At 44.9% G+C, this 25,117-nt stretch carries 23 protein-coding genes and 2 pseudogenes; 13 read left to right on the top strand and 12 right to left on the bottom strand.

Features of this window, described 5'->3' with window-relative positions; translation table 11 throughout:
* Nucleotides 1-80: 80 nt before the first annotated feature.
* Nucleotides 81-1,442 carry a DUF1800 domain-containing protein gene (locus tag OCV20_RS20300; protein WP_086774140.1) on the top strand — a complete coding sequence of 454 codons (1,362 nt, stop codon included), beginning with the start codon at nucleotides 81-83 and terminating at the stop codon, nucleotides 1,440-1,442.
* A gap of 8 nt (nucleotides 1,443-1,450) precedes the next feature.
* Nucleotides 1,451-2,638, top strand: coding sequence for a DUF1501 domain-containing protein (locus OCV20_RS20295; protein WP_086774139.1), 1,188 nt, complete (start codon nucleotides 1,451-1,453; stop codon nucleotides 2,636-2,638).
* A gap of 68 nt (nucleotides 2,639-2,706) precedes the next feature.
* On the opposite strand, the gene OCV20_RS20290 is transcribed toward OCV20_RS20295, so the two are convergent.
* Complete coding sequence (locus OCV20_RS20290; protein ID WP_086774138.1) at nucleotides 2,707-3,318, bottom strand: LysE family translocator; 612 nt, start codon at nucleotides 3,316-3,318, stop codon at nucleotides 2,707-2,709.
* A gap of 102 nt (nucleotides 3,319-3,420) precedes the next feature.
* Here OCV20_RS20290 and OCV20_RS20285 point away from each other — a divergent pair, with 102 nt between their 5' ends.
* Entirely contained in the window at nucleotides 3,421-4,323 is a 903-nt protein-coding gene (locus OCV20_RS20285) for a LysR family transcriptional regulator (RefSeq protein ID WP_086774137.1), read from the top strand.
* Between the two features lie 45 nt (nucleotides 4,324-4,368).
* Here the strand turns inward: OCV20_RS20285 and OCV20_RS20280 are convergent, their stop codons facing one another.
* From OCV20_RS20280 to OCV20_RS20255, 6 genes are all read right to left on the bottom strand, one after another.
* On the bottom strand, nucleotides 4,369-5,313 hold the full coding sequence (locus OCV20_RS20280; RefSeq protein WP_086774136.1) for an ADP-ribosylglycohydrolase family protein: 945 nt from the start codon (nucleotides 5,311-5,313) through the stop codon (nucleotides 4,369-4,371).
* 192 nt (nucleotides 5,314-5,505) lie between these two features.
* A complete protein-coding gene (locus OCV20_RS20275) occupies nucleotides 5,506-6,432 on the bottom strand; it encodes an amino acid ABC transporter permease (protein WP_086774135.1) in 927 nt (308 codons plus the stop codon).
* 120 nt (nucleotides 6,433-6,552) lie between these two features.
* Nucleotides 6,553-7,362 (bottom strand): transporter substrate-binding domain-containing protein, encoded by an 810-nt coding sequence (locus OCV20_RS20270; RefSeq protein WP_086774134.1) that lies wholly within the window; start codon nucleotides 7,360-7,362, stop codon nucleotides 6,553-6,555.
* Nucleotides 7,363-7,374: 12 nt separating this feature from the next.
* Nucleotides 7,375-8,172 (bottom strand): amino acid ABC transporter permease, encoded by a 798-nt coding sequence (locus OCV20_RS20265; protein WP_086774133.1) that lies wholly within the window; start codon nucleotides 8,170-8,172, stop codon nucleotides 7,375-7,377.
* Nucleotides 8,172-8,918 (bottom strand): amino acid ABC transporter ATP-binding protein, encoded by a 747-nt coding sequence (locus OCV20_RS20260; protein ID WP_048606287.1) that lies wholly within the window; start codon nucleotides 8,916-8,918, stop codon nucleotides 8,172-8,174. The genes OCV20_RS20265 and OCV20_RS20260 overlap by 1 nt, the downstream gene beginning before the upstream one ends.
* 224 nt (nucleotides 8,919-9,142) lie before the next feature.
* On the bottom strand, nucleotides 9,143-10,291 hold the full coding sequence (locus OCV20_RS20255) for an iron-containing alcohol dehydrogenase (RefSeq protein WP_086774132.1): 1,149 nt from the start codon (nucleotides 10,289-10,291) through the stop codon (nucleotides 9,143-9,145).
* Between the two features lie 193 nt (nucleotides 10,292-10,484).
* Between OCV20_RS20255 and OCV20_RS20250 the strand changes: the two genes are divergently transcribed.
* Nucleotides 10,485-11,369, top strand: a complete 885-nt coding sequence (locus OCV20_RS20250) for an AraC family transcriptional regulator (RefSeq protein WP_017067592.1) — start codon at nucleotides 10,485-10,487, stop codon at nucleotides 11,367-11,369.
* Nucleotides 11,370-11,451: 82 nt separating this feature from the next.
* On the opposite strand, the gene OCV20_RS20245 is transcribed toward OCV20_RS20250, so the two are convergent.
* Nucleotides 11,452-11,976, bottom strand: a complete 525-nt coding sequence (locus OCV20_RS20245; protein ID WP_086774131.1) for a hypothetical protein — start codon at nucleotides 11,974-11,976, stop codon at nucleotides 11,452-11,454.
* Nucleotides 11,977-11,988: 12 nt separating this feature from the next.
* A complete protein-coding gene (locus OCV20_RS20240) occupies nucleotides 11,989-12,423 on the bottom strand; it encodes a hypothetical protein (protein WP_157896342.1) in 435 nt (144 codons plus the stop codon).
* A 154-nt stretch (nucleotides 12,424-12,577) separates the two neighbouring features.
* Here OCV20_RS20240 and OCV20_RS20235 point away from each other — a divergent pair.
* Nucleotides 12,578-13,105 (top strand): annotated as a pseudogene (locus OCV20_RS20235) (IS5 family transposase); the annotation flags it as partial.
* Between the two features lie 55 nt (nucleotides 13,106-13,160).
* Here OCV20_RS20235 and OCV20_RS20230 read toward each other — a convergent pair.
* Nucleotides 13,161-14,081 (bottom strand): IS5 family transposase, encoded by a 921-nt coding sequence (locus OCV20_RS20230; protein ID WP_086773621.1) that lies wholly within the window; start codon nucleotides 14,079-14,081, stop codon nucleotides 13,161-13,163.
* A gap of 75 nt (nucleotides 14,082-14,156) precedes the next feature.
* Here OCV20_RS20230 and OCV20_RS20225 point away from each other — a divergent pair.
* The 6 genes and pseudogenes from OCV20_RS20225 to OCV20_RS20200 form a co-directional block, all read left to right on the top strand.
* A pseudogene (locus tag OCV20_RS20225) lies at nucleotides 14,157-14,561 on the top strand (transposase); the annotation flags it as partial.
* A 767-nt stretch (nucleotides 14,562-15,328) separates the two neighbouring features.
* Nucleotides 15,329-16,576 carry a RidA family protein gene (locus OCV20_RS20220; RefSeq protein ID WP_086775631.1) on the top strand — a complete coding sequence of 416 codons (1,248 nt, stop codon included), beginning with the start codon at nucleotides 15,329-15,331 and terminating at the stop codon, nucleotides 16,574-16,576.
* Nucleotides 16,577-16,789: 213 nt separating this feature from the next.
* Nucleotides 16,790-17,146, top strand: a complete 357-nt coding sequence (locus OCV20_RS20215; protein WP_065677553.1) for a hypothetical protein — start codon at nucleotides 16,790-16,792, stop codon at nucleotides 17,144-17,146.
* Nucleotides 17,147-17,240: 94 nt separating this feature from the next.
* Entirely contained in the window at nucleotides 17,241-17,390 is a 150-nt protein-coding gene (locus OCV20_RS20210; RefSeq protein WP_167352277.1) for a hypothetical protein, read from the top strand.
* 118 nt (nucleotides 17,391-17,508) lie between these two features.
* On the top strand, nucleotides 17,509-17,973 hold the full coding sequence (locus OCV20_RS20205; protein ID WP_086775632.1) for an acyltransferase: 465 nt from the start codon (nucleotides 17,509-17,511) through the stop codon (nucleotides 17,971-17,973).
* Between the two features lie 69 nt (nucleotides 17,974-18,042).
* The gene (locus OCV20_RS20200) at nucleotides 18,043-18,561 is read left to right on the top strand and encodes a GNAT family N-acetyltransferase (protein WP_086775633.1); all 519 of its coding nucleotides are present in this window, start codon (nucleotides 18,043-18,045) and stop codon (nucleotides 18,559-18,561) included.
* Nucleotides 18,562-18,676: 115 nt separating this feature from the next.
* Here the strand turns inward: OCV20_RS20200 and OCV20_RS20195 are convergent, their stop codons facing one another.
* A complete protein-coding gene (locus OCV20_RS20195) occupies nucleotides 18,677-19,123 on the bottom strand; it encodes a DUF417 family protein (protein ID WP_004731440.1) in 447 nt (148 codons plus the stop codon).
* Nucleotides 19,124-19,404: 281 nt separating this feature from the next.
* Between OCV20_RS20195 and OCV20_RS20190 the strand changes: the two genes are divergently transcribed.
* Complete coding sequence (locus OCV20_RS20190; RefSeq protein ID WP_017062654.1) at nucleotides 19,405-19,767, top strand: RidA family protein; 363 nt, start codon at nucleotides 19,405-19,407, stop codon at nucleotides 19,765-19,767.
* Nucleotides 19,768-19,895: 128 nt separating this feature from the next.
* Here the strand turns inward: OCV20_RS20190 and OCV20_RS20185 are convergent, their stop codons facing one another.
* The gene (locus OCV20_RS20185; RefSeq protein WP_048615363.1) at nucleotides 19,896-21,482 is read right to left on the bottom strand and encodes a BCCT family transporter; all 1,587 of its coding nucleotides are present in this window, start codon (nucleotides 21,480-21,482) and stop codon (nucleotides 19,896-19,898) included.
* Nucleotides 21,483-21,932: 450 nt separating this feature from the next.
* Here OCV20_RS20185 and OCV20_RS20180 point away from each other — a divergent pair, with 450 nt between their 5' ends.
* Nucleotides 21,933-25,100: a chitinase C-terminal domain-containing protein gene (locus OCV20_RS20180; RefSeq protein ID WP_086775634.1), complete on the top strand. Its 3,168-nt coding sequence runs from the start codon at nucleotides 21,933-21,935 to the stop codon at nucleotides 25,098-25,100.
* Nucleotides 25,101-25,117: the final 17 nt, after the last annotated feature.

Here is a 25,117-nt window from a genome sequence, read left to right as displayed (position 1 = left end):
ACGTAAAACCTTGTAAAGCTCCCTATGCTTGATGACTAAGCGATTACACTTAGAAAAGATCGAGCGTAAGGGAGTGTGCAATGAATTATTACCCGACTTCAAAAATTGTGGGTGAACAAAGGTTTGGTTTTGGGTCTAGATTAGGTCAAACAACCTATTATTCTCCTGTAGAACAGTTGGATAAAAAGCCATTCGTTCACCAAGCCATACAAGATTTACCGAGTACCGAATCTACTCTGATTAAAGTAGGAGAGAATCGTGTACAACGAATGAAGGCCAAGGGTGACGAACAACAGATGCAAGCCACGAAGAAAGAAGCGCAGTCTTTTCTTCGAACGCAGTATCGACAACAAGCTCAAGCTCGCCACCTACAAAGTGTTGAAACGCCTTATGGTTTTCAAGAGCGCATCATTCAGTTTTGGAGCAATCACTTCGCCATCTCGGTCGATAATCGAAAACTGATGCCCTTGGCCGCCAGCATTGAAAACGATGTGGTTCGCCAGCATTGGAATGGTAACTTTGGCGAGATGCTGATGGCTTCTTCTAAACATCCTGCGATGCTTCTGTATCTCGATAATCAACTCTCGATTGGTCCCAATTCAAAAGTCGGAAAGCGCCGTAATAAGGGGCTCAATGAGAACCTCGCGCGTGAGATCTTAGAACTCCACACTCTTGGCGTTGATGGTTCTTACACTCAGCAAGACGTCATTGCCTTAGCAAAAGCCATTTCAGGCTGGGGCATTAAATTCAAATCTCCTGATGCTGGCTTTCGATTTGCTAATAACCTGCATGAGCCAGGAAGTATCACACTGCTTGGAAAGGCTTATTCTCAATCCGGCGTCTCGCAAGGAGAGTCGTGTTTACAAACCTTAGCGACCCACAAAGACACTGCTGCGCACTTGGTTGGTAAGCTATGCCAGCATTTCATTGGCGACACGCCTAAAGAACTCTCGGATCAAATGGTTGCTGAATATCTGAAAGGAGAGGGGAATTTACTGCCTATTTATCGATTGTTATTGAACAGCGCTGAGGCGAGTAAACCTAACCCCAATCGTTTTAGGCCGCCGAAGGAGTGGCTGTTTGCCGTCCTTCGTAGTGCCGATATTTCTTTAAACGAGAAACAGGCATTCAATGCTCTCAACAATTTAGGACAGCCTCCTTTTAAACCGGGTTCACCTGCAGGGTGGTCGGATCAAGACAGAGACTACAATAGCCCTTCGGCGTTGACTCAGCGTATGCAGGTCGCCAATAGGCTTGCGTCTGCTGCAATAAAATCGGCTAAAGCGTCGGGAGTTAAACCGAAGGCGGTAGTGGATAAAGTGATCGCGGGTTTATATGGCGATGCTATTGATGAACACACCCAAATTGTATTGAACAAAGCCGACGGCGCTACAATGCAACTTTCCCTGTTGTGGCTAAGCCCTCAGTTTCAATACCGTTAGGAGTGGGTATGAAAAAGCCAGATTGTTCTCAGAATAAAGCGCCACATAGTATTAACCGTCGCCAGTTCATGGGCATTGCGGCGGCTGTTGGCGTCAGTGCGATGGTGCCATTTCCAAGCTTTGCCAAAACAGGTTCGGACAATATCTTCATTTGGGTATCACTGCGTGGCGCGATGGATGGTTTAAATGTTGTAGTGCCGCATGCCGATCCGGATTACTCTAATTTGAGACCCAACATCGGATTAAAACCAGAACAGTTACTGAAGTTGGATGATTTCTTTGGACTTCATCCATCCCTAAAGCAGTGCCAACAATGGTATGAAAGTAACGAACTCAGCTTTGTGCACGCTTGTTCAACCGCTTATCGCGAGCGCTCACATTTTGATGGACAGAAGATATTAGAGAACGGCACTTCCGACCCGTTTAACACCGTAGGGTGGATTAACCGTTTACTCACGTTGAGCTCAGAAAAATACGATGGAATAGCGATTGATTCGGGCTTACCACTCATCATGCAGGGCGAATCGACCGTGGCAAGTTGGTACCCAAACCGCTTAAAAACACGTGATAAACAAACAGAACTGCTGGAAGAGTTGTTTCAAAGTGACCAAATGCTGTCTTCAAACTTCGAAAGTGTCATGAAGATAGATCAACTGGTAGGCGACCAAGGTGTCGGCAAACAGTTTAAATCATTGATGGGTAAAACAGGCGACATATTGTCGGCTGATAACGGACCAAACATCGCAGCGTTAGAACTTGGTGGGTGGGACACTCACGCCAATCAAGGCAACGTAAATGGACGGTTGAGTAATCAACTTAAAACTTTGGATGTTGGGTTAGCGGCTCTCAAGGCTTCACTAGGTGATCGTTGGAAGAAGACAGTGATCATCGCGGCCAGTGAATTTGGTCGAACAGCAAAAGAAAACGGCACCAAAGGCACCGACCACGGTACTGGCAACGTCATGTTTGTTGCGGGTGGTGCGCTGCCATCGTTGAAAGGAGCGGGTGGTAAGGTTATTGCCAATTGGCCGGGCTTGAGCCAAAGCCAGCTATATGAAGGCCGAGACCTTAGTCCAACGACTGATATGCGTTCCGTTATCAAGGGCGTGCTCTACCAACACTTATCGGTAGAAGTGAAACAACTCAACACTATCTTCCCTGATAGTGCCGATATTAGACCGATGAATCTTGTTTAGAGTTTTACCAAGACCCAGTTAGATGCGATTCAGTCGTTTGAATCGCTTTCTATTTCTGACTCGCTTGTTTACGATTTAATCGCCAACAGTGCTCCGAACGTCACTAAGCCAAATCCACACGCTTGATTAAGCCTTTTCTTTGCTCTCAATAGATGCTTTTGCAATGTATTCGAAGTAAACAGCATAGCGACAACGCCAAACCATAAGCCGTGAAGTACGATCATGTAAAGCCCATAGCCGAGTGCGACATGCTGATTATCTGCATCAGGTGAGATGACTTGGCTGAAGATGCTCAAGAAGAACAACATGGTTTTTGGGTTGAGCACGTTACATAAAAAGCCTTGGGCTAAATAGCGCCAAACACTGGTGCTTTGCTTTGCATCTTCCATAGGTGCAAGCTTGTTGTCCGCACTCAAGATACCTTTTAGTCCTAGATAAATAAGGTAGGCTGCGCCTGCGTATCTGATCATGTCAAACAGCTGCTCATTCTGTGAGATTAAGTAACTGATTCCAAGCATTGAATAACTGATGTGGACGCAAATGGCTAAACTCACACCGATTGCAGTCCAAATCCCTGCTTGTCTTCCTTGATTGACACTGTTTTTCAAAACTAAAACGAAATCAGCTCCTGGACTAATAACAATCAATAGTCCCAATACTGCTAGGCTTAACCACTCCATAATGACTCCAACTCTTTATATTTGATGAGCCAGCATTGTATGGTTTTTTATTGCTGCCTATAATCGAAATGAATTCCACCTATCTGTGAGAAAAAATCACACATGAGACATTTGAAAGCATTTCATATTTTCCACGTAGCAGCGCATTCGAACAGTTACAGTGATGCGGCGGATAAACTCAATATCACACATGGCGCAGTGAGTAAGCAGATCAAGGTATTGGAAAATCACTTATCCCAAGTTTTGTTCTACAAACAGGGTAGGAATGTGTGTCTCACCAAAGAAGGGGAATTACTCAAAGGGTACACAGAGCAAGCGTTCCAAGCCTTGGAGACTGGAGTCCATAAGCTTAATCCGCTGAATCATCAAGCCTTGGAAGTTTCATGCGAACCCACATTGACCATGCGTTGGTTAATGCCTCGACTCGGTGATTTCTATAACGAATCCGGAATTGATGTCCGATTGTCTACCGCAGGTGGACCTGTGACATTAGGCGCAACTGGATTAGATATGGCCATTCGCCGAGACGACTTCAACGTAACCGAGCATTACAAACAGATTCCGTTAGTCGAAGAATGGGTTGGTCCTGTGTTCTCGCCTGATTATTGGCAACAGGTCAAAGACAAGCTAGCCGATGTGAAATTACTGCACAGTAGCACGCGACCAAACGCTTGGAGCTACTGGGCATCCATCACCAAAGATAGTGAATTTGATCGCCGATTGGTGTCGCAAGCTATATCAAACCAGACCTTTGCACACTTCTATTTCTGCTTTCAAGCGGCCGTTGATGGGCTAGGAGCGGCTCTTGGTTCCTATCCATTGGTGGTTGATGATTTGAATAGAGGCAACTTAATCGCGCCGTTCGGCTTTGTGCCTTCCGGCCATCAGTACATATTGCTCACACAAGATGACAAGCACGATGAACCAGAAAGCCCGTTTGTGGTTTGGCTAAAGAATGAGTTATCACAGTGTGTTCCAGCCTATAGGAACGATCGTCTGAACTAGCAGTTTGCTTGTTTTATGTCAGACTTTAGTTCGTTATTGTGGAAATCACTCAATAGGCAAAGACAGCACACCGCCATTGAGTTTGACTTGTTTTAGCCATTCGGTTGGAATTCCACCGTCTTCTTCGCAGAAACACGCCGCTAATACCGCGCCAATCACAATCGCACGCCCGCAGCTGTCACCGCCACATAAGATATTGTCTCGAATACCTTGTTGATAACTCTGAGCACCTGCAATGATGCGAATCAGCAAGGGGAACGCAGCGCTCAATTCGCAATGCAATCCAAACTTCTTCGCGGCATCTGTAATCGAAAGCTCAGGATCAGCCAGTGCTTCGTCGATTTGATCGTGTATGAACTTGCTACAGGTTTGTCGCACCATTTCTACCGATTGCAGTGGCGAATTACCTTGAATTGCCGCTTGAATCAGTAGGGTGATGGCTTGTGCCCATTCCACGGCTTTGTCGTTGTTGTTGGTCACTCGTACCGCGCTCTCTACCATCGCTGGCAAAGTGTGAGAGGTGTAAGTACACGCCACTAATGGAATGATTTTTGAGACTGCGGGGAGCTGTGTATCATCCGCGCCACAGGCTGTAATTGGGGCGTTTGCCAATTCTAATTGATGGATGTTCAACAAGCTCATACGAGTCGCTTTATCAATATAGCCTCGCCAACTACCACCAAAATCAAACCAGAAGCGGAAGTGCTTGATGTAGCTCGCTTCATCGTACTGTTGGTTGTCGACTAAACTGTCGACCATCGCCAATAGCTGAGCACCATATTGCGATTGTTCACCTGCGGTTTTTCCTTGGTGAGCAAAGTAGCCCTTGTCTTGATAATCGAACTGATTCGGAGAGCGAAATTCTGGCTCAAAACCCGCTACGTGTAAGATCCTCTCTTGGTCATACAGCCAGTGAAGCCCCATTGAAGCGGCGTCTCCAACCAATGCGCCGACAACGGCGTAAAAAGCTCTTTCTTTATGATTGTCCATGTTGAGCAATGTCCTTGAGATGAATCAACGTAGTTCGATACGTTAAGTATAGTGATTAGACGAGTATTTTGCTGTGTTTCTAAGAAGAAATATGAAGGAATAAATCCTGATTGGTCAATAACTTAAACCAATCAGGTGAAATGGGTAAGGGTGATGAATAGTTGGGCGAGTCGGTACTTCTGATTAATGACGTTACTGATGGTTAAGGTAAGCACTAGAACGTTGCTCAATTACTTTGAACAGGCGTGAAAGCACAAAGCATAAAGCAAAATATACGAAACCTACAATCAGCCAGATCTCGAAGATCAAACCTGACGAGTTTGCCATTTCAGTACCAACGAAAGTCATCTCTTGGATCGAAATCAGAGACACAATCGACGTGTCTTTAACCAAAGAGATTGCTTGGCCAGCCAATGGCGGTGTGATGGCCGTTAATACTTGCGGGCCAACCACAAATCGATACTTAGACAACGCCGATAAGCCGAGCGAGTCAGCCGCTTCCCATTGCCCTTTTGGAATACTTTCTAAGCCAGCTCGAATCACTTCTGCGATGTAAGCTGAAGAGAGTAAACCGATACAGATAACACCAGACGCTAAGTTTTCCCAAAGGTTAGCAGGACCAAACAGAAAGGCTTGAACCGCGTTAATCTCGCCATTGTGTTCACGTAAGATACTTTCTAAACCAAGTAACGGAATCAGTTGGTTAGAAACGAAGAAATAGAATATGAAGACAAACACCAGTGGCGGAATATTTCGAACCAGCTGGATAAAAATCAGTGCAGGCGTACGAAAGAAAGCAATTTTAGAGTGCCTAGCAACGCCAAGTAATGTACCAAAAGAGAGTGCTAACACCATGCTCCAAACACTCAGGCGCAGTGTCGCGATCAAGCCTTGGAAAAAGTAAGGAATATTGCCTTGAGAAGGTGGAATGAAAATCAGGGTAAACGCATCTTCCCAGCGCCACTGGTAGTTAATACCAACAGCAGAACGATAATAAAGCCAGCTTGCAAACACACAAATGACAGCGAGTAACACGCCATCTAAAAGGTTAAGACGTTGATACCAAGGCTTCATATGAACGTTGGGCTTAGGTGTTGTTAATGCGCTAGTACTACTCACGTCATTCCTGTTTAAACGATAATTATTGATGTGTTGTGAGAGGTGGCTATGAGGTTATAGCTATCTCGTTGTCTTAAACAAGACAGCGCAAACAATGCACTGCCTTGATTCAAGTTCTGATTACTGACCTTGAACAATCTGGTCTTGCCAATCTAGAGTAGAGAACCAGTACTCGTAGCGCTCTTTCAACCAACCGTCTTCAGTACGTGCTTTGATCCATTCGTTGAAGAATTCTGTCTTGTCAGTTTCACCTAAGCGAACTGCAAATGCTTCATTACCTTTTGATAGGCGTTCTTCGAATGGAATAAATAGCGTGTCTGCGTTTTTAATCGCTTCATGTTCTGGTTTCGGGCTAGACGCGATCACCGCGTGCGCATTGCCGTTTAACACTTCTTGGAATGCTTGAGCATCGTCATCGAACTGTAGAACTTTCGCTTTAGGGAATGTTTCACGAGCTACTTGAACCGTAAATGCCCCACGACGAGCGGCAATTTTCACACGGCGAGAATCAAAATCAGAGATTTGTGTAAAACCTTCTGCTAGCTCTTTATTAGCCGCCAGTTGAACGCCAGAATGCGAGTAAGGTTCAGTGAACAATACGCTTTTAGCGCGAGCTTCAGTGATAGACATACCGCCAATGATTACATCAAACTTGTTCGAAAGTAGAGAAGGGATGATGCCGTCCCATGCCGTAGGAACGAATTCGACTTTCCAACCCGAATCTTCGGCAAGGCGTTTCGCCACGTCGATTTCGAAGCCTACAAGATCGCCTTGTTTGTTACGCATTGCCCAAGGAACAAACGTCGACATACCAACGCGTAGAGAGCCACGTTCGTTGATTTTGTCTAGGTTAGGCGTTTCAGAAGCAAGTGCAGGCAAACTGACGGCAAGCGCAAGTAGGGCTGTAATTGCGGTTTTAAATAGCTTCATGCTGATAAATCCTTATTGTGTTCGCCAGTTAGCTCCGAGCTTATGCTCAAGCCAAGCTGCAACGGCAGAAAGTGAAAGTGTAAGTGCAAGATAAATGATCGCCACAGAGAACCAAATCTCAAATGGCATCGCGGTTTCAGAAACGATGTTTCTGGCTTCGGTTGTTAGGTCAAAGATAGCCATGACACTCACAATCGAAGAGTTTTTGATAAGAGAGATCACTTCATTAGTCAAAGGTGGCAAGGTGCGTTGCACCACCTGAGGAAGAATCACATCCCAGTAAGTATAGGTCTTTGATAAACCCAAAGATTGAGCTGCTTCAAATTGTCCTCTCGCAATACCATTTAAACCAGCACGGAAGATTTCGGCGGTGTAAGCACCTTGGAAAAGTGCCAAGGCTAAAACGGCAGTGCTAAAACGATCCAGCCCTAGAACGGGGCCAAACACAAAATAGAGCAAATAGATTTGTACTAATAACGGCGTGTTACGAATCAACTCAACATAGCTGGTGGCTAAGGTGCGTCCAACCACAGAATTTGAGTTTCTCAATAGCGCCGTCGTTAAACCAATGATCAGTGTCGCGACCAAAGAAATCAACGAGATATTGATAGTAACCAACAGCCCTTCGACTAATTCAGCAGGCCACCATTCGCCATCTTCATAGAAAGCAATATAGTCCGGCACGCGCTCCCATTGCCAGCTGTATCCCATGGTTTGTGCGCCAGAATCGAGAATCCAAACAACCGCAGCCACCAGTACAACTATTTGTATTAGAGCGGAAAGGACGGGTTTAATAATTCTAATCAACATCAATAAGTCAGGATCTGATTTAGGAACGCTTGAGTACGTTCATGTTGAGGGTTTTCAAAGAGCGCTTGTGGAGTATTCGATTCCACAATTTGTCCTTCATCCATGAAGATAACGCGGTCGGCCACTTGTTTTGCAAAGCCCATTTCGTGGGTGACACACACCATGGTGATGCCTTCGCTCGCCAGTTCAACCATCACATCGAGCACTTCGTTGATCATCTCCGGATCAAGCGCTGAAGTGGGTTCATCGAATAAGAGTAATTCCGGCTTCATACACAGAGAACGGGCGATAGCCACACGTTGTTGCTGGCCGCCAGAAAGTTGCACTGGGTATTTGTTGGCTTGTTCTGCAATGTGCACACGCTCGAGATAGTGCATTGCTATCTTTTCGGCTTCTTGTTTGCTTTTTTTCAGCGTACGAATTGGAGAAAGAGTTAGGTTCTCAAGCACGGTAAGATGGGGGAATAAATGAAAGTGCTGAAACACCATTCCGACTTGGCCCGGTGTGTTGAACTTACTCGGGAGCACTTGCTCTAGCACGGAAAGTTCGCCACTTTCGAAAGGTTCTAGCTGATTGATGCAACGGATCAAGGTTGATTTACCCGAACCAGACGGCCCGCAAATCACCACTATCTCTCCTTGTTCAATATTTAAATCGATATCCTTCAGGGCATGAAAATCACCATACCACTTGTTAAGTGACTTAAACTTAACCATTTCCTTGAGATTGTTCAAATCGTTGTTCATACCTAGTAAAGAGACAGGTTTACCTTAACAATATAGAAATATGATTGCACATAAAATTAGGGACTTATGAGAATTTAATAGCATCTTGTAGGGCAAATTAAAAAGCAGCGCCCAAAATGAACGCTGCTTCTGTTGTACGAAAGAAAAAAGTAATGGGTTCAGTCAGATGTGAAAATTCATCTTTGTATGATCACTATCTTTGTTTTCTTTCTTTTTCCCGATTCTTAGTGAATCGCAGACTCTAGAATCTCACGTGTTTTCTCTGGCGTGATTGCTTGGTTCTCGCCAAGTTGTAGGTAGCCGTGTGATTCAAGTTGAGCGACAACATTGTCAATCGCCGTTGCTTTGTTTGTTTCGTAGCCGTCGAACATGGTTGCTACGTCTAGGCTGTGGTAGAAGGCTTCGATTGCAGCGATTGTGCATTCTGCTAAATCAGCACCCGCTTCTAGGCCAAATACGTTACGACCCATTTGCTCTAGCTTGCCACGTTTCGCTTCGATTTGGTTACGAAGTAGTGAAGGTTGAACAATCGCAAGTGAGCGCGCGTGGTCTACGTGCCATAGTGCTGTGAATTCGTGGCCAATCATGTGTGTTGCCCAATCTTGAGGAACACCCGTACCAATCAGGCCGTTAAGCGCTTGGTTTGCAGTCCACATTAGGTTTGCACGCCATGCATCGTTGTCACGCTCGTCGTATTGCTTACCCAGTACAAGCAGGTTCTTAAGCAGTGTTTCCGCGTAACCGTCTTGAACCATCGCGTCTGTTGGCATTGTGATGTATTGCTCACATACGTGAACCCACGCATCAACTAAACCGTTGATCAGTTGGCGTTCCGGTAGAGACTTCATTACATCTGGGTCCATAACTGCAAACTTAGGCTGTACTGCAGGGTTAAGGAAAGCAAGCTTCTCTTGAGTCGCTTTACGCGTGATTACCGCGCCCATGTTAGATTCAGAGCCTGTCGCAGGAAGTGTCAGTACCGCACCGATTGGCGTCGCTTCGGTTACTTGGTGTTTGCCCGTTAGGATGTCCCAACCGTCGCCGTCATATTTAGCCGCTGCAGCAACGTACTTAGAACCGTCGATTACTGAACCACCGCCAACAGCGATAATGAACTCTACGTTTTCTTTTTTAACAAGAGCGACTGCTTTGTCTAGCGTCTCTTTTGTAGGGTTTGCTTCAACGCCAGAGAACTCAATCCAAGAGTGATCTTTCAAAGATTCTACAACTTGGTCGTAAACACCGTTGCTCTTGATTGAACCGCCACCGTAGATGACCAGTACTTTCTTCGAAGTATCAACCGCTTGGCTGATAGCGTTGATTTGGCCTTGGCCGAAATGGATAACAGTAGGGTTAACGTAAGTAAATTGCATCAGAGATTCCTTGTGTAAAGCGAAATTTGTTATTTTGGTTTATTGCTCAATTTCTATATTTGCATATTAGTACAGTAATCTAGGTCAATGAAGAGCTGTTCCTCCAAATAAATTGCCTATTTCTACAAACTTGATATTCTTCCTCTGCTTTAGCTTACTTACTCTTAGCACTTGGAATGGAAAGTTGCCACTTATGAAAACACTCGCTCAGTTATTACAGTCTTATGTAGAACACAAAGGTTGGGATGATCTCGAAGGGATCAGAGAAACTGAAATTAGCGGCGTGTGGTTGTATAGAAGCAGTGGCGGGAATCAGCGTCAGCCATTTACTTACCAGTCTGGCATTATCATGCTCGGGCAGGGTAAAAAGAACATCTACATTGGCGAAAGGCCAGTGACTTACGCTGCGGGTGATTATCTTGTGGTGGGTGTGCCAATGCCGTTAGAGTGCGAAGCCTTGCCTGTTAATGGTGAACCATTGCTTGGCTTGTCGATTAGCATTGATTCTCAACGCTTGCATAGCTTAGTCAAAAAGCTCGAAGACCAAGGCTTTTTAGAAAGTTATTGTAATAAGCACAAACAGAACTCGAGTGGCTTAGAATCGACGCCAATGGAAGAGCAAATGCTAGAGAGCTTTACCCGGTTGGTCAAAACGCTGCATTGCGACATTGAAGCCAACATCTTGGGCGATGCCATGGTGACAGAGATTGTCTACCGCGCATTAACCGGTTCAGAAGGGCGTGTGCTGTTTGATTTAGCTCATCATGATGGCCATTACGCTCGTGTCGCCAAAGCGCTGTCTAAAGTGCATGAAGAGTACGACCAAACCATCACCGTTCAATCGCTTGCCGACGAAGCAAACATGAGTGTGTCTGCCTTCCACAATGCATTCCGTAATGTGACGTTTGAATCCCCACTGCAATATTTGAAGAAGGTAAGACTCAACAAAGCCAAAGAACTGATTCAGCTAGAAGGCCTTCGCATCAGCGATGCTGCTCGCCGAGTCGGCTACTCGAGCCCATCCCAATTCAGCCGCGAATTTAAGCGCCACTTCAATACTACTCCAAGAGCGGTGTAGTTTTTATATTGTTGATTGGCGGGAGAGGAAGTAGAAGGCTTCACTGCTCTAACGAGTTTGTTTAGCCCCATAAAATCAATCGCTAGAATGCCATGCCGATAGAGACGTTAAACGTATCCTCATCAATGTCATAAGGTAGATCCTCACCCTCTGACTCGCCGCTGTCCACTTGGTAGTTTCTCCATTCCATTTTTAGCTCTGCAAACTTCCATTTAGTCGATACACCGAGGGCGTTGAAATAGGTTGCGTCAGGGTTGGCCGCGTCATCAACCTCGTCGCTGAGCTGAGCGCCACCTATGCCGAAATTATAATAAGGGCGAACCGTGATGCGTTTAAGCGGGAAGCTGTAACCTGCGCCTACCTTTAAAAACGCCATGCCTTCACTGATCGCGTCTTGGTCGTAATCTTCTAGTTGGTCATCACGCTTTCTGTTCTGGTACTCACCGCCAATCTCAAATAGGTCACCACGAAACATCAGGTCGACGTATTGAGATGAGAGTTTATCACCCTCCTGATACCCCAAGCCGAACGCAATATCAGCCATAGAGGGAGCGGAAAACCCTGCTAATAGAGCTGCTAACACTCTTGTTTTAATGAGCTTTGTCATTGCCGAATCTCCTTAGTTCAGGGCGTTGTATTTCTTATCAATCATGCAGTTTCTCAACACAGTCGCATACATGGCTTTGTTATCTTCTTCGGCCTGAGTCCCTGCTCGTCGGCCGCTAACTCTGCCGGATACCACACCAATCGCCGCGCCAGTCTTGGCTGCGTCAGAGCCAGAGCCACCAGAGATAGCGCCAACAGCAGCGCCAGCCGCCGCCCCTTTCGCTGCGCCTTTTACGCCGCTTCCTTTCTTGGTGTCTGTAGGTGCTGTCAGCGTTGACTCAGCAACACCTTGGCATGTTGCAAGTTCTTGCTGAGCAACCTCAAGGGTCACGTTGTCGTAATTGAATGAAATGTGAGTGGTTGGGTCTGTGATGTAGCCACCACTAGCAAGAGCAGAGAGGGAGGTCATGACTAGGCTCAGGCTTAACAGTTTTGTTCTTTTGTTCACTTTCTAATCCTCAAGTTGATTAAACACATTCGTTTAATCATTGATATTGAACTCTCTTCGAGGTCGACAAATAGAGGCTTTGTTGCGTAATTCAATGGAACTAAATCAAGAACCTACGATCTGATCAGCTACCTCCACTCTATCTCGTAGTCCTATGCCTAAGCCTCGTTATAAAACAACCAACTGGAAGCAATACAACCGATCACTCATTAACCGTGGTTCTCTGACTTTTTGGATTGATGAAGAAGCAATAAGCGGATGGGCGCAAAGCAAACAGAATAAGCGCGGTAGGCCGCGTCGGTTCAGTGATTTAGCTATCACGACAGCACTCATGGTCAAACGAGTTTTTTCTATGCCATTGAGAGCGCTGCAAGGATTTATCGACTCGATATTTAGGTTAGCCCATGTACCGTTAAGTTGTCCGCATTACACCTGCATCAGTCGTAGAGCCAAGCAAGTTGAGGTTTCATTTAAGACTAAAACGAGAGGAGCGATACAGCACCTAGCCATTGATGCTACTGGCCTTAAGGTTTATGGCGAAGGTGAATGGAAAGTCAAAAAACATGGGACGGATGGCAAGCGTAGAGTCTGGCGAAAGCTGCATATTGCAGTCGATACCAACACTCATGAGATCATTGCCGCCGAGCTAAGTTTATCGACGGTTACAGATGGAGAAGTACTCCGGCTTTGTTGCGTAATTAAATTTAGAGATAGAGCCAACCCGTTTCGCTTGTTTCTTAGTCAATACGACAAGTTTCAGGCATACCTAACCCAGTAAGCTTGTTCAACGCTTTTATCATCGCGTAAGTTTCACCCACCTGGGCATTGTAATTTCTTAAGCTCAGTTTCCCTCCTAGCAACTGTTTAACTCGATACATCGCTGTTTCTGAGAGTGAACGTTTGTGGTATCCATACCGCTCTTTCCAATACTTATTTGAGTCGTATAATTTCTGGCAACCCACGGCGAAATTTCGAGGGTGACCACGCTCCCAGAAGGCAGCCCCTTCTCTTGGGGGAATAAGCGCAATAGCTCCCTTAATCTTAATAGCAGCGTGACACGCTCTCGTGTCGTAAGCGCCATCACCAGACACCTCAAGGATACTTCGGCGTGTTTGTTTCAGTAAGTTCGGGAGTACTTCTCCATCTGTAACCGTCGATAAACTTAGCTCGGCGGCAATGATCTCATGAGTGTTGGTATCGACTGCAATATGCAGCTTTCGCCAGACTCTACGCTTGCCATCCGTCCCATGTTTTTTGACTTTCCATTCACCTTCGCCATAAACCTTAAGGCCAGTAGCATCAATGGCTAGGTGCTGTATCGCTCCTCTCGTTTTAGTCTTAAATGAAACCTCAACTTGCTTGGCTCTACGACTGATGCAGGTGTAATGCGGACAACTTAACGGTACATGGGCTAACCTAAATATCGAGTCGATAAATCCTTGCAGCGCTCTCAATGGCATAGAAAAAACTCGTTTGACCATGAGTGCTGTCGTGATAGCTAAATCACTGAACCGACGCGGCCTACCGCGCTTATTCTGTTTGCTTTGCGCCCATCCGCTTATTGCTTCTTCATCAATCCAAAAAGTCAGAGAACCACGGTTAATGAGTGATCGGTTGTATTGCTTCCAGTTGGTTGTTTTATAACGAGGCTTAGGCATAGGACTACGAGATAGAGTGGAGGTAGCTGATCAGATCGTAGGTTCTTGATTTAGTTCCATTGAATTACGCAACAAAGCCAAGTACTCCCGAACTTACTGAAACAAACACGCCGAAGTATCCTTGAGGTGTCTGGTGATGGCGCTTACGACACGAGAGCGTGTCACGCTGCTATTAAGATTAAGGGAGCTATTGCGCTTATTCCCCCAAGAGAAGGGGCTGCCTTCTGGGAGCGTGGTCACCCTCGAAATCTCGCCGTGGGTTGCCAGAAATTATACGACTCAAATAAGTATTGGAAAGAGCGGTATGGATACCACAAACGTTCACTCTCAGAAACAGCGATGTATCGAGTTAAACAGTTGCTAGGAGGGAAACTGAGCTTAAGAAATTACAATGCCCAGGTGGGTGAAACTTACGCGATGATAAAAGCGTTGAACAAGCTTACTGGGTTAGGTATGCCTGAAACTTGTCGTATTGACTAAGAAACAAGCGAAACGGGTTGGCTCTATCTCTAAATTTAATTACGCAACAAAGCCACAAATAGATTTAAACGTTATGAAGCGATAAGTGATCTTCATGTTGCGTGCATACTATCTTGGTGGGCATATGTTGGATAATGACCTTGAAACATAAGAGTTATTTGTCTGATGCATAACATGTTTCAACTATGAGCTATTTACTTCGGCTGTTGTTGAGAGCAGGCTTAGAAAAGGGACAACTTATGAGAACATCACTCCCTTGTTAATCAAGATGAGCAAATGTATTGAATTGTAGGTAATTTCAGTATGTTGGTATTTGAATTTCTAATTTATTATTAATGTATTTATATAGTAAAAGCGCTCTAAAATAATTAGTTATTTAGGTTAAGACTTTATGCACGTATATAAGAATAAAAATCAAACAATACAGTCAGTAAGCGGTTTTTAATAACTTTAGTGTGAACGACCTATCAAATTCTTTCTAAATTACTAAAATTATTCTTCACTCTATCTGAGAGAGTATTCATGATTGTTGAATATATCTGAAAATAGAAAGAATTTATTACTCGGTTAGCGCTCGTATTACGGATATTTAGTCGTGTTGTGACTAATTATTCTGTAACGTGCTGATTTATAGTCAAGTGATAGCCTGACGGTTATCACGTTTCTCCTAAAACAATTAAACTAACATGGCGCTACTTTAATCATTCTTCCAAATACGATTGTTAAATATAAATACGTATACCTATTTTATTAAAAGGATAATACCGATGAGTAGCGATATCATTAAAATTTCAAGAAACACTGAAAACGCACCAATTAATTCTGTATCTACACAAACGGTCGCTTTTTCTCATTATAATAACTTTTCTGCTCAACTTCCGATTGAACCTAAAACGGGTGAAATAGTCATCGGTGATATTAAAGATCAAGCCACACAATGTTTGAATAATATTAAAGCGATTGTTGAAAGCATCGACCATGTTATGGATGATGTCGTGAAGATTCATGTTTTCGTTAAGAATATTTCTGATATCGATGCTATTGATGAAGTTTACAAAAGCTTCTTCCACAAAAGCCTGCCAACACGTACTGTCGTGGGCGTCGCTGCACTGCCAAACAGCGATGCGCTGGTTCAAATGGATGCTCTCATTTCTAACGGTGAAGGCACTAAGCCACAAGCACCTTGCGCTCTAATTAAGGTATCAAGAAATACGGATAATGCACCTCAAAGTACTGTATCCACACAGACCGCAGCCTTTTCTCACTACAACAATCTTTCAGCTCAGTTGCCTATAGATGTAGCCACAGGTGAGTTAGTTGATGGCGGTATCAAAGCGCAAACTGCCCAATGTCTATCAAACATTAAAGCTATTCTAGAAAGCATCGGTCATGTAATGAATGATGTGGTTAAAACGACTATCTACCTAAAAAATATCGCAGACGCGGAAGTGGTAAATGAAGTATGTGCTAAATTCTTCCCAAGCTACGTTCCTGCTCGTACCGTTGTTAATGCCGCTGAACTACCAATGGGTGCTTTAGTGCAAATCGATACATCAATTTCACATGGCGACGGTACACCGCCACAATTACCTGAAGACACTCGTTTACTGGTAATAGAAGCCAATAATACCGATGCTGCACCATTTATGCCTTATTCGCACACAGTGGCTTTCTCTCACTACAATCATATTTCAGGACAATTACCTTTAGATCCGAAAACAAATGAAATTGTTGCTGGTGGTGTAAAAGAACAAGCTGAACAATGCTTAAACAATATTAAGGCGATAATTGAAAGCGTTGATCATAGCATGGACGATACGGTGAAAATTAATATTCAACTTAAGGATATTTCAGATATTGATGCGGTAAACGAAATCTACACCACGTTCTTTAATGCTGAGCTGCCTGCAAGAACGGTAGTAGGGGTTTCAGAAATCCCAATGAATGCTTTAGTACAAATTGATGCTGTCGTTTCTAACTGTGAAGGGACACCTCCACAAGACGTTGTTGCTTAAATCAATTGAACCCTTCTCGATAATATCGATCAGATCTCGGTTTAGCTTCCAAATAGGGAGCAAACTCAACAGGCCGAGATCTGATCCGTTCACCTCATTACTCAAGTCCATCGAATCGACACACCTAAGCTTATCCCGTAAACATGGTATTTATAAGGTTGAAGTGTTTTAATATGAAAAACAGACGCTTAACGTAATAAAGAAAACCAGTTTATGCAATTTCGAGCCATTTTACTGCTATGCCTTACCCTAATAGGGTGTTCGTCCAATCAAGAGTTGGTACCCGACCCAACAACCATCACGCTATTTTATGGTGATACATCCATCTCCGCAGGTGTTTTAGAGGATAAAACATTCAATTCAGTCCTTGCCGATAGGGTTGAAAGCGTTACATTTTCGGGCTCAATATCAAAGCAAGACTCAGGTTATTTTGTCGATATGTTAGTGATTCGAGAAACAAAAGAGCCACGTTCAACACGACAGCTGAACACCTCGCTTCTAATGATACCGGGAGAGTTAGTGGATGTTGGCGGCGTGAATAACGATGTGTTCAGGGTAATTCTCGAGTAACAAAAATAAAGTGTTCAATTAATCTGATTTTTTGCTTTACCTCAACCTAACTTCAAGTCTTAAGCTTCTCTCACTGATTAAGAAGGAGCTTATTATGCAAAATAACTACGTAAAAGAACTCGCTATTAAAACTTACCAAGAAGACCTACAAAAAGAGTACGTTAGATCTAAAGCTCGGCCATTCCACGCTCCGAGTTTTATCGGTGGGGTGTTGTTGTCAGTTGTGCTGGTGGGACTGTTTTAATTTATGCAGAATTTTTGATCCATTACCAACTCTCAACACATCTATTTGATGCACTTTAATGCATACGGCACAATTGCTTAGGTTGAATTGTGACGCTAATGTCGAGAGGAAATGAAGTATGGCAAGTCCAAGAGTATTAAAGTCACAGATTACTGATATTACCTGTGGCGAGAATGTCACTATCATCGAACCAAGTAACGTTTATGGTTGTGAACTTAAAGATGATGTGTTCGTTGGGCCCTTTGTTGAGATTCAAAAGAACACCGTGATAGGTGCGAGAAGTAAGATTCAATCTCACACCTTTATCTGTGAGTATGTGACCATTGGAAGTGACTGCTTTGTTGGTCACGGAGTCATGTTTGCCAACGACTTATTCAGAGAGGGCAAGCCAGATCCCAGCCCTGAAAATTGGGGACGTACCTTGATAGCTGACAATGTCACGATTGGTTCTAATGCCACGGTTCTGTCTGTGAACATTTGTGAAGGTGCAGTAATTGGCGCGGGTAGTGTGGTAACAAAAGACATCACCGAAAAAGGTATCTACGCAGGTAACCCAGCCAAGAAATTGAGAGATTTACCGTAACCGAATTAATAAGCCGTGGTTCATGAATCATAAGGTGCGGCTTTTTAGGGAAACATTAGAGTATTTGTCATGGATGTATTTTTACACTTACTTCAACCGAATGACGCGAGTGCGCTCTTGGATTTTGAGGTCGAAAATCGAGAGTGGTTTGAGCAATTTGTTCCAGCGAGGGAAGACCGTTTCTATTCCAATGAGGGTGTTGCCGAGCAAATCACGAGCTTTCTCACTGAATATAAGAACGGCGAGATGATCCCTATGTTGATCAAAGACGCCAATGGCACTGTCTGTGGAAGAATCAACATCCGCGATATCGACCAGATCGCCCATAGTGGAGAGCTAGGGTATCGAGTAGGTCATCCCTTTGCTTCAAAAGGCATTGCGTCTAACGCAGTAAAGCTGTTTCTACTCTATTTGGAGGAACAGACCAACCTTAAATATGTTGATGCCTATGCGTTAGTGGGCAATGTCGGTTCCAACAAAATCTTATCCAATACAGGTTTTGAATTGGTCGAGCATGTTGAGAACTACGCGGTGTTCAAAGGGGAACATCAAGATGCTAATTATTATCGTAAGGTTTTAGCTGATTAGGAGAGTATCAGTGCTTTATACATTAGAAGCTGGCAGCGTCCTTCTAGCCAGCTTCGAGCCTTTTTATTTCAAGGTTTAAGGTTACTTCTAGTTACGGCCACTTATATATTTACGGTTATTTCTGAGGTTTGTTACGTTCGATTACGCTAATGGCGATCGCTAAAAACAGGATGTCTTTCACCAGGAAGAAGTTAGTGACTAAGATGCCATCCGATACTTTCCAAGCGTTTGGTGTTGTAATTAGAAAGCTGAGTGTCACGACAAAGATAGCCGCTGCAGCAATGCCTGAATAGAAAGCAATTGTTGGTTTCTTAAATCCAACGATCAGTCCAATCGCGACAATGATCTCTGCACCACCCACCATGTTAGACACAGCTTGTACTGAGAACAGATTGTAAAGCCAGTTCATTGCTGGGTGGTTTGCGATTAGGGGTTCTATAAGCATCGCTTCAGTTGGTGTAAATTTGTAAATACCAATCCAAGCTAACACTAATGCTACGCCAATCACGCCTAGGTTGTATCCGACATTACTCTGTTTTAAATCATAGGTTTGAACATGCATAAAAGTACTCCATTTAATAAAATCCCTGAATATGACCGCAAGAGCTCAGATTAAATTTCGCGTTGTGAATAATACTTAATATATTTATCTAAAAACTTAATAGGTAGCGGCTTATTGTCTCGATAGGAACTTAAAGGCTAGTGATGTTGAGAACCAAAGCAATGTGTAGGCGATAGTGCTGTTCAAAAGGTAACGCGAGCTTTTCAATTTTTGTTTTCAATATTCACGATTTGGATTAGATTACGCTGATGTTCACCCTAATTATAAGAAGAGTATAACCAGTGAAAATTCATAGAATTAACCCGACCAAACGTTGGTCTGATGTGACTGTTTTTAACGGTATCGCAAGCTTTGTGGAAGTGGCTGAGACGGATACAACGGCAGGAATTAAGAGTCAGGTTCAGCAAATCTTCGAACAAGCTGAAGAAATGATGAGTTTGGTAGACAGCGACAAATCTCGCGTATTGTCGGTGACTATTTACCTAACGGATTTCGCTAACTTTGATGCACTGAATGAAGTTTGGGAAGCGTGGTTCCCTGAAGGCTGCGCGCCAAGCCGTGCATGCGTGAAAGCAGAACTTGCTAACCCTGAACTATTGGTTGAAATGTCATTCATGGTTGCTGCGGGTGAAAAGTTTCAATAAGCCCAACTATCGGTAGAACTAAGCTTCGTCAATACATGTAACGAGCAGATAAAACAAAGCCACTCAGGTGAATCACTTGAGTGGCTTTTTCGTGTTCTACGTTATCCGAAGCTAAATCGGATTAGGTATTAAGCGAGACCTTGATCTCTTGCCATCTGCTTCGCGATCTTCGGCGCGTGCCATAGACACGGCAGCAAGATGAACGATACAGGAACCGCTGTGATCACAATGAACGACTGTAGAGCGGAGATGCCGCCAGAGCCCATTGAGATAAGTGCGATCGCTACCGCCCCCATGATGATACCCCAGAAGGTACGTACCGCTGCGTTCGGCTCTGTCGTGCCCGTCATTACTACACTGATGGTGTAAGTCATTGAGTCACCTGTTGTCACGATGAACGTGGTCGTCAGGATAAGGAACAGAATTGCAATCAGAGTTGGGAACGGCAGTTGTGCGGTAATTGCTAGAAGAACCGCCGGAAGGTTGAAGCCTTCGAACGCACTAGAAATCACACCTGGGTTCTCTAATTCAAACGCTAGACCACTACCACCAACGATGCTGAACCAGAAACACGTTACAAGAGGTGCAACGATGCTGATAGAAACGATCATTTGGCGAATAGTACGGCCACGAGAGATGCGAGCAATGAAGATAGCCATCATTGGACCATAACCTAAGAACCAACCCCAGAAGAACACAGTCCAGCCACCTAGCCATGCTGTATCTTGGCGGTATAGCGCCATTGGGATGAAGTTATCAACCATTTCGCCCATACCTTGCAGGTAGCCATCAACGATGAAGCTCGTTGGGCCAACAAGAAGGATGTAGCCGATTAGACACACAGACAAGATGATGTTGTAACGGCTGACCAGTTGGATACCTTTATTCACGCCGCTCAAAGCAGAAAGCGTGTACATTGCGATAGCAAAGAGAATAACGACACTTTGTGTAGCAAAGCTGTCGGAAATACCAAACAGTTCGCTTAGCGCGTAGCTGATTTGTAGGCCAAGGAAGCCAATAGGGCCGATAGTACCTGCGGCTACAGCCACGATACTGCATGCGTCGACTACGTTACCAATCCAGCTGTTAATCGCTTTGTCGCCAAGTACTGGGTAAAGCAGAGTGCGAGGCTTAAGAGGTAGGCCTTTGTCGTAATGCAAGTGCATTAACACGATGGAAGACAAACCACCTAAGATTGCCCATGCAAGGAAACCCCAGTGCATGAAAGATTGTGATAGAGCATTGAACGCCATGGCTTGAGGATCTGCGTTGCCATACAGTGGCGGAGCTGAAACAAAGTGAGCAATAGGCTCTGCGGCTGCCCAGAACACACCACCGCCAGCTAGCAGCGTACATAGGACGATAGACATCCATTTAAAGGTGGTCATTTCAGGTAGGGCAAGCGTTCCTAAGCGAACGTGGCCGGTGCGACCTAGTGCAAGCACTAAACCGATAATGAAGTTGAGAAGTAGCAGGACTTGCCAAAAAGCACCGAACCACTTAGTTGAATAACTAAAGCCGATGTTTACAAGTTCGGACAACACGGAGGTGTTGGTGAAAGCTAGGATGACAAAGAGGGTTAAAAAACTGCCACTAAGCCAAAAGACTGGGTTTCCGAGTTCCAGTTTTTCACCCAAAGATTGAGCTTTATTGAAATCGATAGAAGTAGATTCTGCGTTGATGTTTTCGTTGGCGACTTGCGTCAAGTTGGACATTATTTCTTCGCTATATTTGGCTCTTTCAAGCCTATGTATTTCTCCCACACTTGCATAGAAATGTGAGGTTCGTCAAAAAAGCCGCCGATACTAACACATTTGTTATCAAAAAGTGGGCGAATTCCCAAAAGAATCCCAAATCGCCTTTAAATCACTACTTTTTGGCTAGTTTTGATACGAATTTTTTCTCGAATCCAAATCACATTTCTGATTTTTGAGACGTTATTTTTTAGCTTTCCGAAATAAATTAATATTAGTTGTTGGTGCAAAATAAGTGTCGACTCATTGCATGCTATAAACAAATTAATGCGAGTCATTTTATAAATACTGAATATTTTAGGTGTTAAATTGGCGCTGTTACCTACAGTTGTTTTGCGAAGAGATTTAAGTGGCGAGGAAAGTCCCATTTAAATTAAACATCTTGAAACAACAACTTAAGGGATAGCTAACATGCACCTAAATCAAGGAAGAGTGGCCAAGAAGGTTTTTACACTCAGTACGCTCACCGCGTCATGCTTAATGGCGTTCAACAGCTATGCGGCTGTGGATTGCTCAACGCTAGAAACGTGGAACTCTGCCACTGTATACACAGGTGGTGATCAGGTTTCACATGACGGCAGTGCTTATACGGCAAATTACTGGAATCAAAATAACAACCCAAGCCAATTTGAAGGCGACTACGCACAATGGAAGAAAGTGGATGTGTGTAGCGGCGACGGAGGTGGCGGTACGCCGAATGAAGTACCAACTGCTTCACTAACGGCTCCCTCTGCTTCTGACGCGATTACTGAAGGCGACAATGTTGTGTTGAGTGCAACAGCGCTAGACTCTGATGGCAGTGTGGCTTCGGTTGAGTTCTTTGTTGATGGCACATCAGTTGCGGTAGTCACAGCGGCACCTTTCGAAGCGACTTGGGCTGCAACGTCGGGTAATCATCAGGTCTCTGTTGTTGCAACGGATAATGAAGGCGCAGCAAGTGTTGCAAGTGCGGTTTCTGTTTCTGTTGATTCAGCACAACCAGGGAATGAAGCACCGACAGTTTCAGTTGCACTTTCAGCGACATCTGTTGATGTTGGTGGTGTAGTCACACTGACAGCAACGGCAGCAGATAGCGATGGCACGGTTGATAAGGTTGATTTCTATGTGGCTGGTGCTCTTGTTGGCACTGCTGCAACGAGCCCTTACACGTTAGATTACACAACGACTCAAGCGGGTTCTTTAGCGGTTTACGCGAAAGCAACAGACGACCAAGGTGCGACTGCAGATTCTGCGTTGGTATCGTTGACTGTGAACGGCGCTCCAACAGTGAGCACATGTCGCCCTGATGGCTTGTATCAAACTCAAGGTGTCGATGTTCCTTACTGTACGATTTACGATGATGAAGGCCGTGAGAAAATGGGCGCAGATCACCCACGTCGTGTCATTGGTTACTTCACAAGTTGGCGTGCAGGGGATGACCCACAAGCTGCTTACTTAGTAAATGACATCCCTTGGGAACAACTTACACACATTAACTACGCTTTTGTGAGCATCGGCTCAGATGGCAAAGTAAACGTCGGTGATGTGAATGATCCTGAAAACGCAGCGGTTGGCAAAGAGTGGCCGGGTGTGGAAGTTGATCCTGCATTAGGCTTCAAAGGTCACTTTGGTGCATTAGCGACAGCGAAGAAAAAACACGGCGTGAAAACGCTAATCTCAATCGGTGGTTGGGCAGAAACCGGTGGTCACTTCGCCACTGACGGCAGCCGAGTGGCTGATGGTGGTTTCTACACAATGACAACCAACGCCGATGGCTCTATCAATCATCAAGGTATCGAAACATTCGCAACTTCCGCTGTTGAAATGCTGCGTAAGTATCAGTTCGATGGTCTGGATATCGATTACGAATACCCAACCTCAATGGCGGGTGCCGGTAATCCATACGATAAAGACTTCATGGAACCACGTCGTCAATACCTGTGGGCTTCGTACCAAGTGTTGATGAAAGTGCTACGTGAGAAGCTCGACGCTGCCTCTGCGCAAGATGGCAATCACTACATGTTAACGATCGCGGCGCCTTCTTCTGGTTACCTGTTACGCGGTATGGAAACATTCGATGTAACCAAGTACCTCGATTACGTAAACATCATGTCTTACGACCTTCACGGTGCGTGGAACGATCACGTTGGTCATAACGCTGCCTTGTTTGATACAGGTAAAGATTCAGAGCTAGCGCAGTGGAACGTATACGACACGGCGGCTTACGGTGGTATTGGTTATCTGAACACGGATTGGGCTTACCATTACTTCCGTGGTTCTATGCCAGCAGGCCGTATTAACATAGGTGTGCCTTACTACACTCGTGGTTGGCAAGGCGTAACGGGTGGTGAGAATGGTCTTTGGGGCCGAGCAGCACTGCCAAACCAATCTGAATGTTCAGCGGGTACGGGTGAAGGCGAGAAAAACAACTGTGGCCATGGCGCAATTGGTATCGATAACATGTGGCACGATACCGATCCAAAAGGTAACGAAATGGGCGCGGGTTCTAACCCTATGTGGCATGCGAAGAACCTAGAGAAAGGTATTTGGGGTTCTTACGCTGAAGCTTACAAGCTTGATCCTGTGAATGATCCTTCAGATGTTCTAACGGGCACTTACACGAGAAACTACGACAGCGTGGCAGTTGCACCTTGGTTGTGGAACGCAGAGAAGGGCGTATTCCTTTCAACGGAAGATAAACAGTCTATCGACGTGAAAGCGGACTACGTTATCGACAAAGAGATCGGCGGCATCATGTTCTGGGAACTAGCAGGGGATTATAACTGTTATGTACTCGATGCGAATGGCAACCGAACGTCTATCGATACGACTGAGCAAGCGTGTAATAGTGGTAACGGTGAGTTCCACATGGGTAACACCATGACGAAAGCTATCTACGATAAGTTTAAGTCTGCGACTCCATATGGAAACAAAGTAGCGACGGGGGCTATTCCAACAGAAGCATTAGATATTTCGGTATCGGTTGGTGGCTTCAAAGTCGGTGACCAAAACTACCCAATTAACCCTAAGATCACGTTTACAAACAACACAGGCCAAGCACTTCCGGGCGGTACCGAGTTCCAATTCGATATTCCGGTGTCTGCGCCTGACAATGCAAAAGATCAATCGGGTGGTGGTTTGACGGTGATTGCTTCGGGTCATACTCGTGCGGATAACATCGGTGGATTAGATGGAACCATGCACCGAGTGGCGTTTACGTTGCCTACATGGGAAGAGCTTCCAGCTGGTGGTGTGTATGAGTTAGACATGGTGTATTACTTGCCAATTTCTGGACCTGCTAACTACGCGGTGAATGTCGGTGGCGTTGATTACGCGTTTAGCTTCGAGCAGCCAGATCTACCATTAGGTGATATCAGTTCAGGTGGCAGTAACCCTGGCGATGGCGGCACCAACCCAGGTACATGTGATACGGCGGGTTTAGCGGTTTACCCAGACTTACCTCAGAAAGATTGGGCGGGTAACCCAAGCCACGCAAACACAGGCGACCAAGTGGTTCATAACGGTAGTGTTTATCAAGCAAACTGGTGGACAAGTTCTGAACCGGGTAGCGACGGTAGCTGGACTCAAGTTTGTTCTTAATTTAATGCTAAGTAATC

The sequence above is a fragment of the Vibrio coralliirubri genome (genome assembly GCF_024347375.1).
GTDB classification, from domain to species: Bacteria; Pseudomonadota; Gammaproteobacteria; order Enterobacterales; family Vibrionaceae; genus Vibrio; species Vibrio coralliirubri.
The sequence above is the reverse complement of the archived record's forward strand: the minus strand, read 5'-3'. Positions and strand labels throughout refer to the sequence as shown.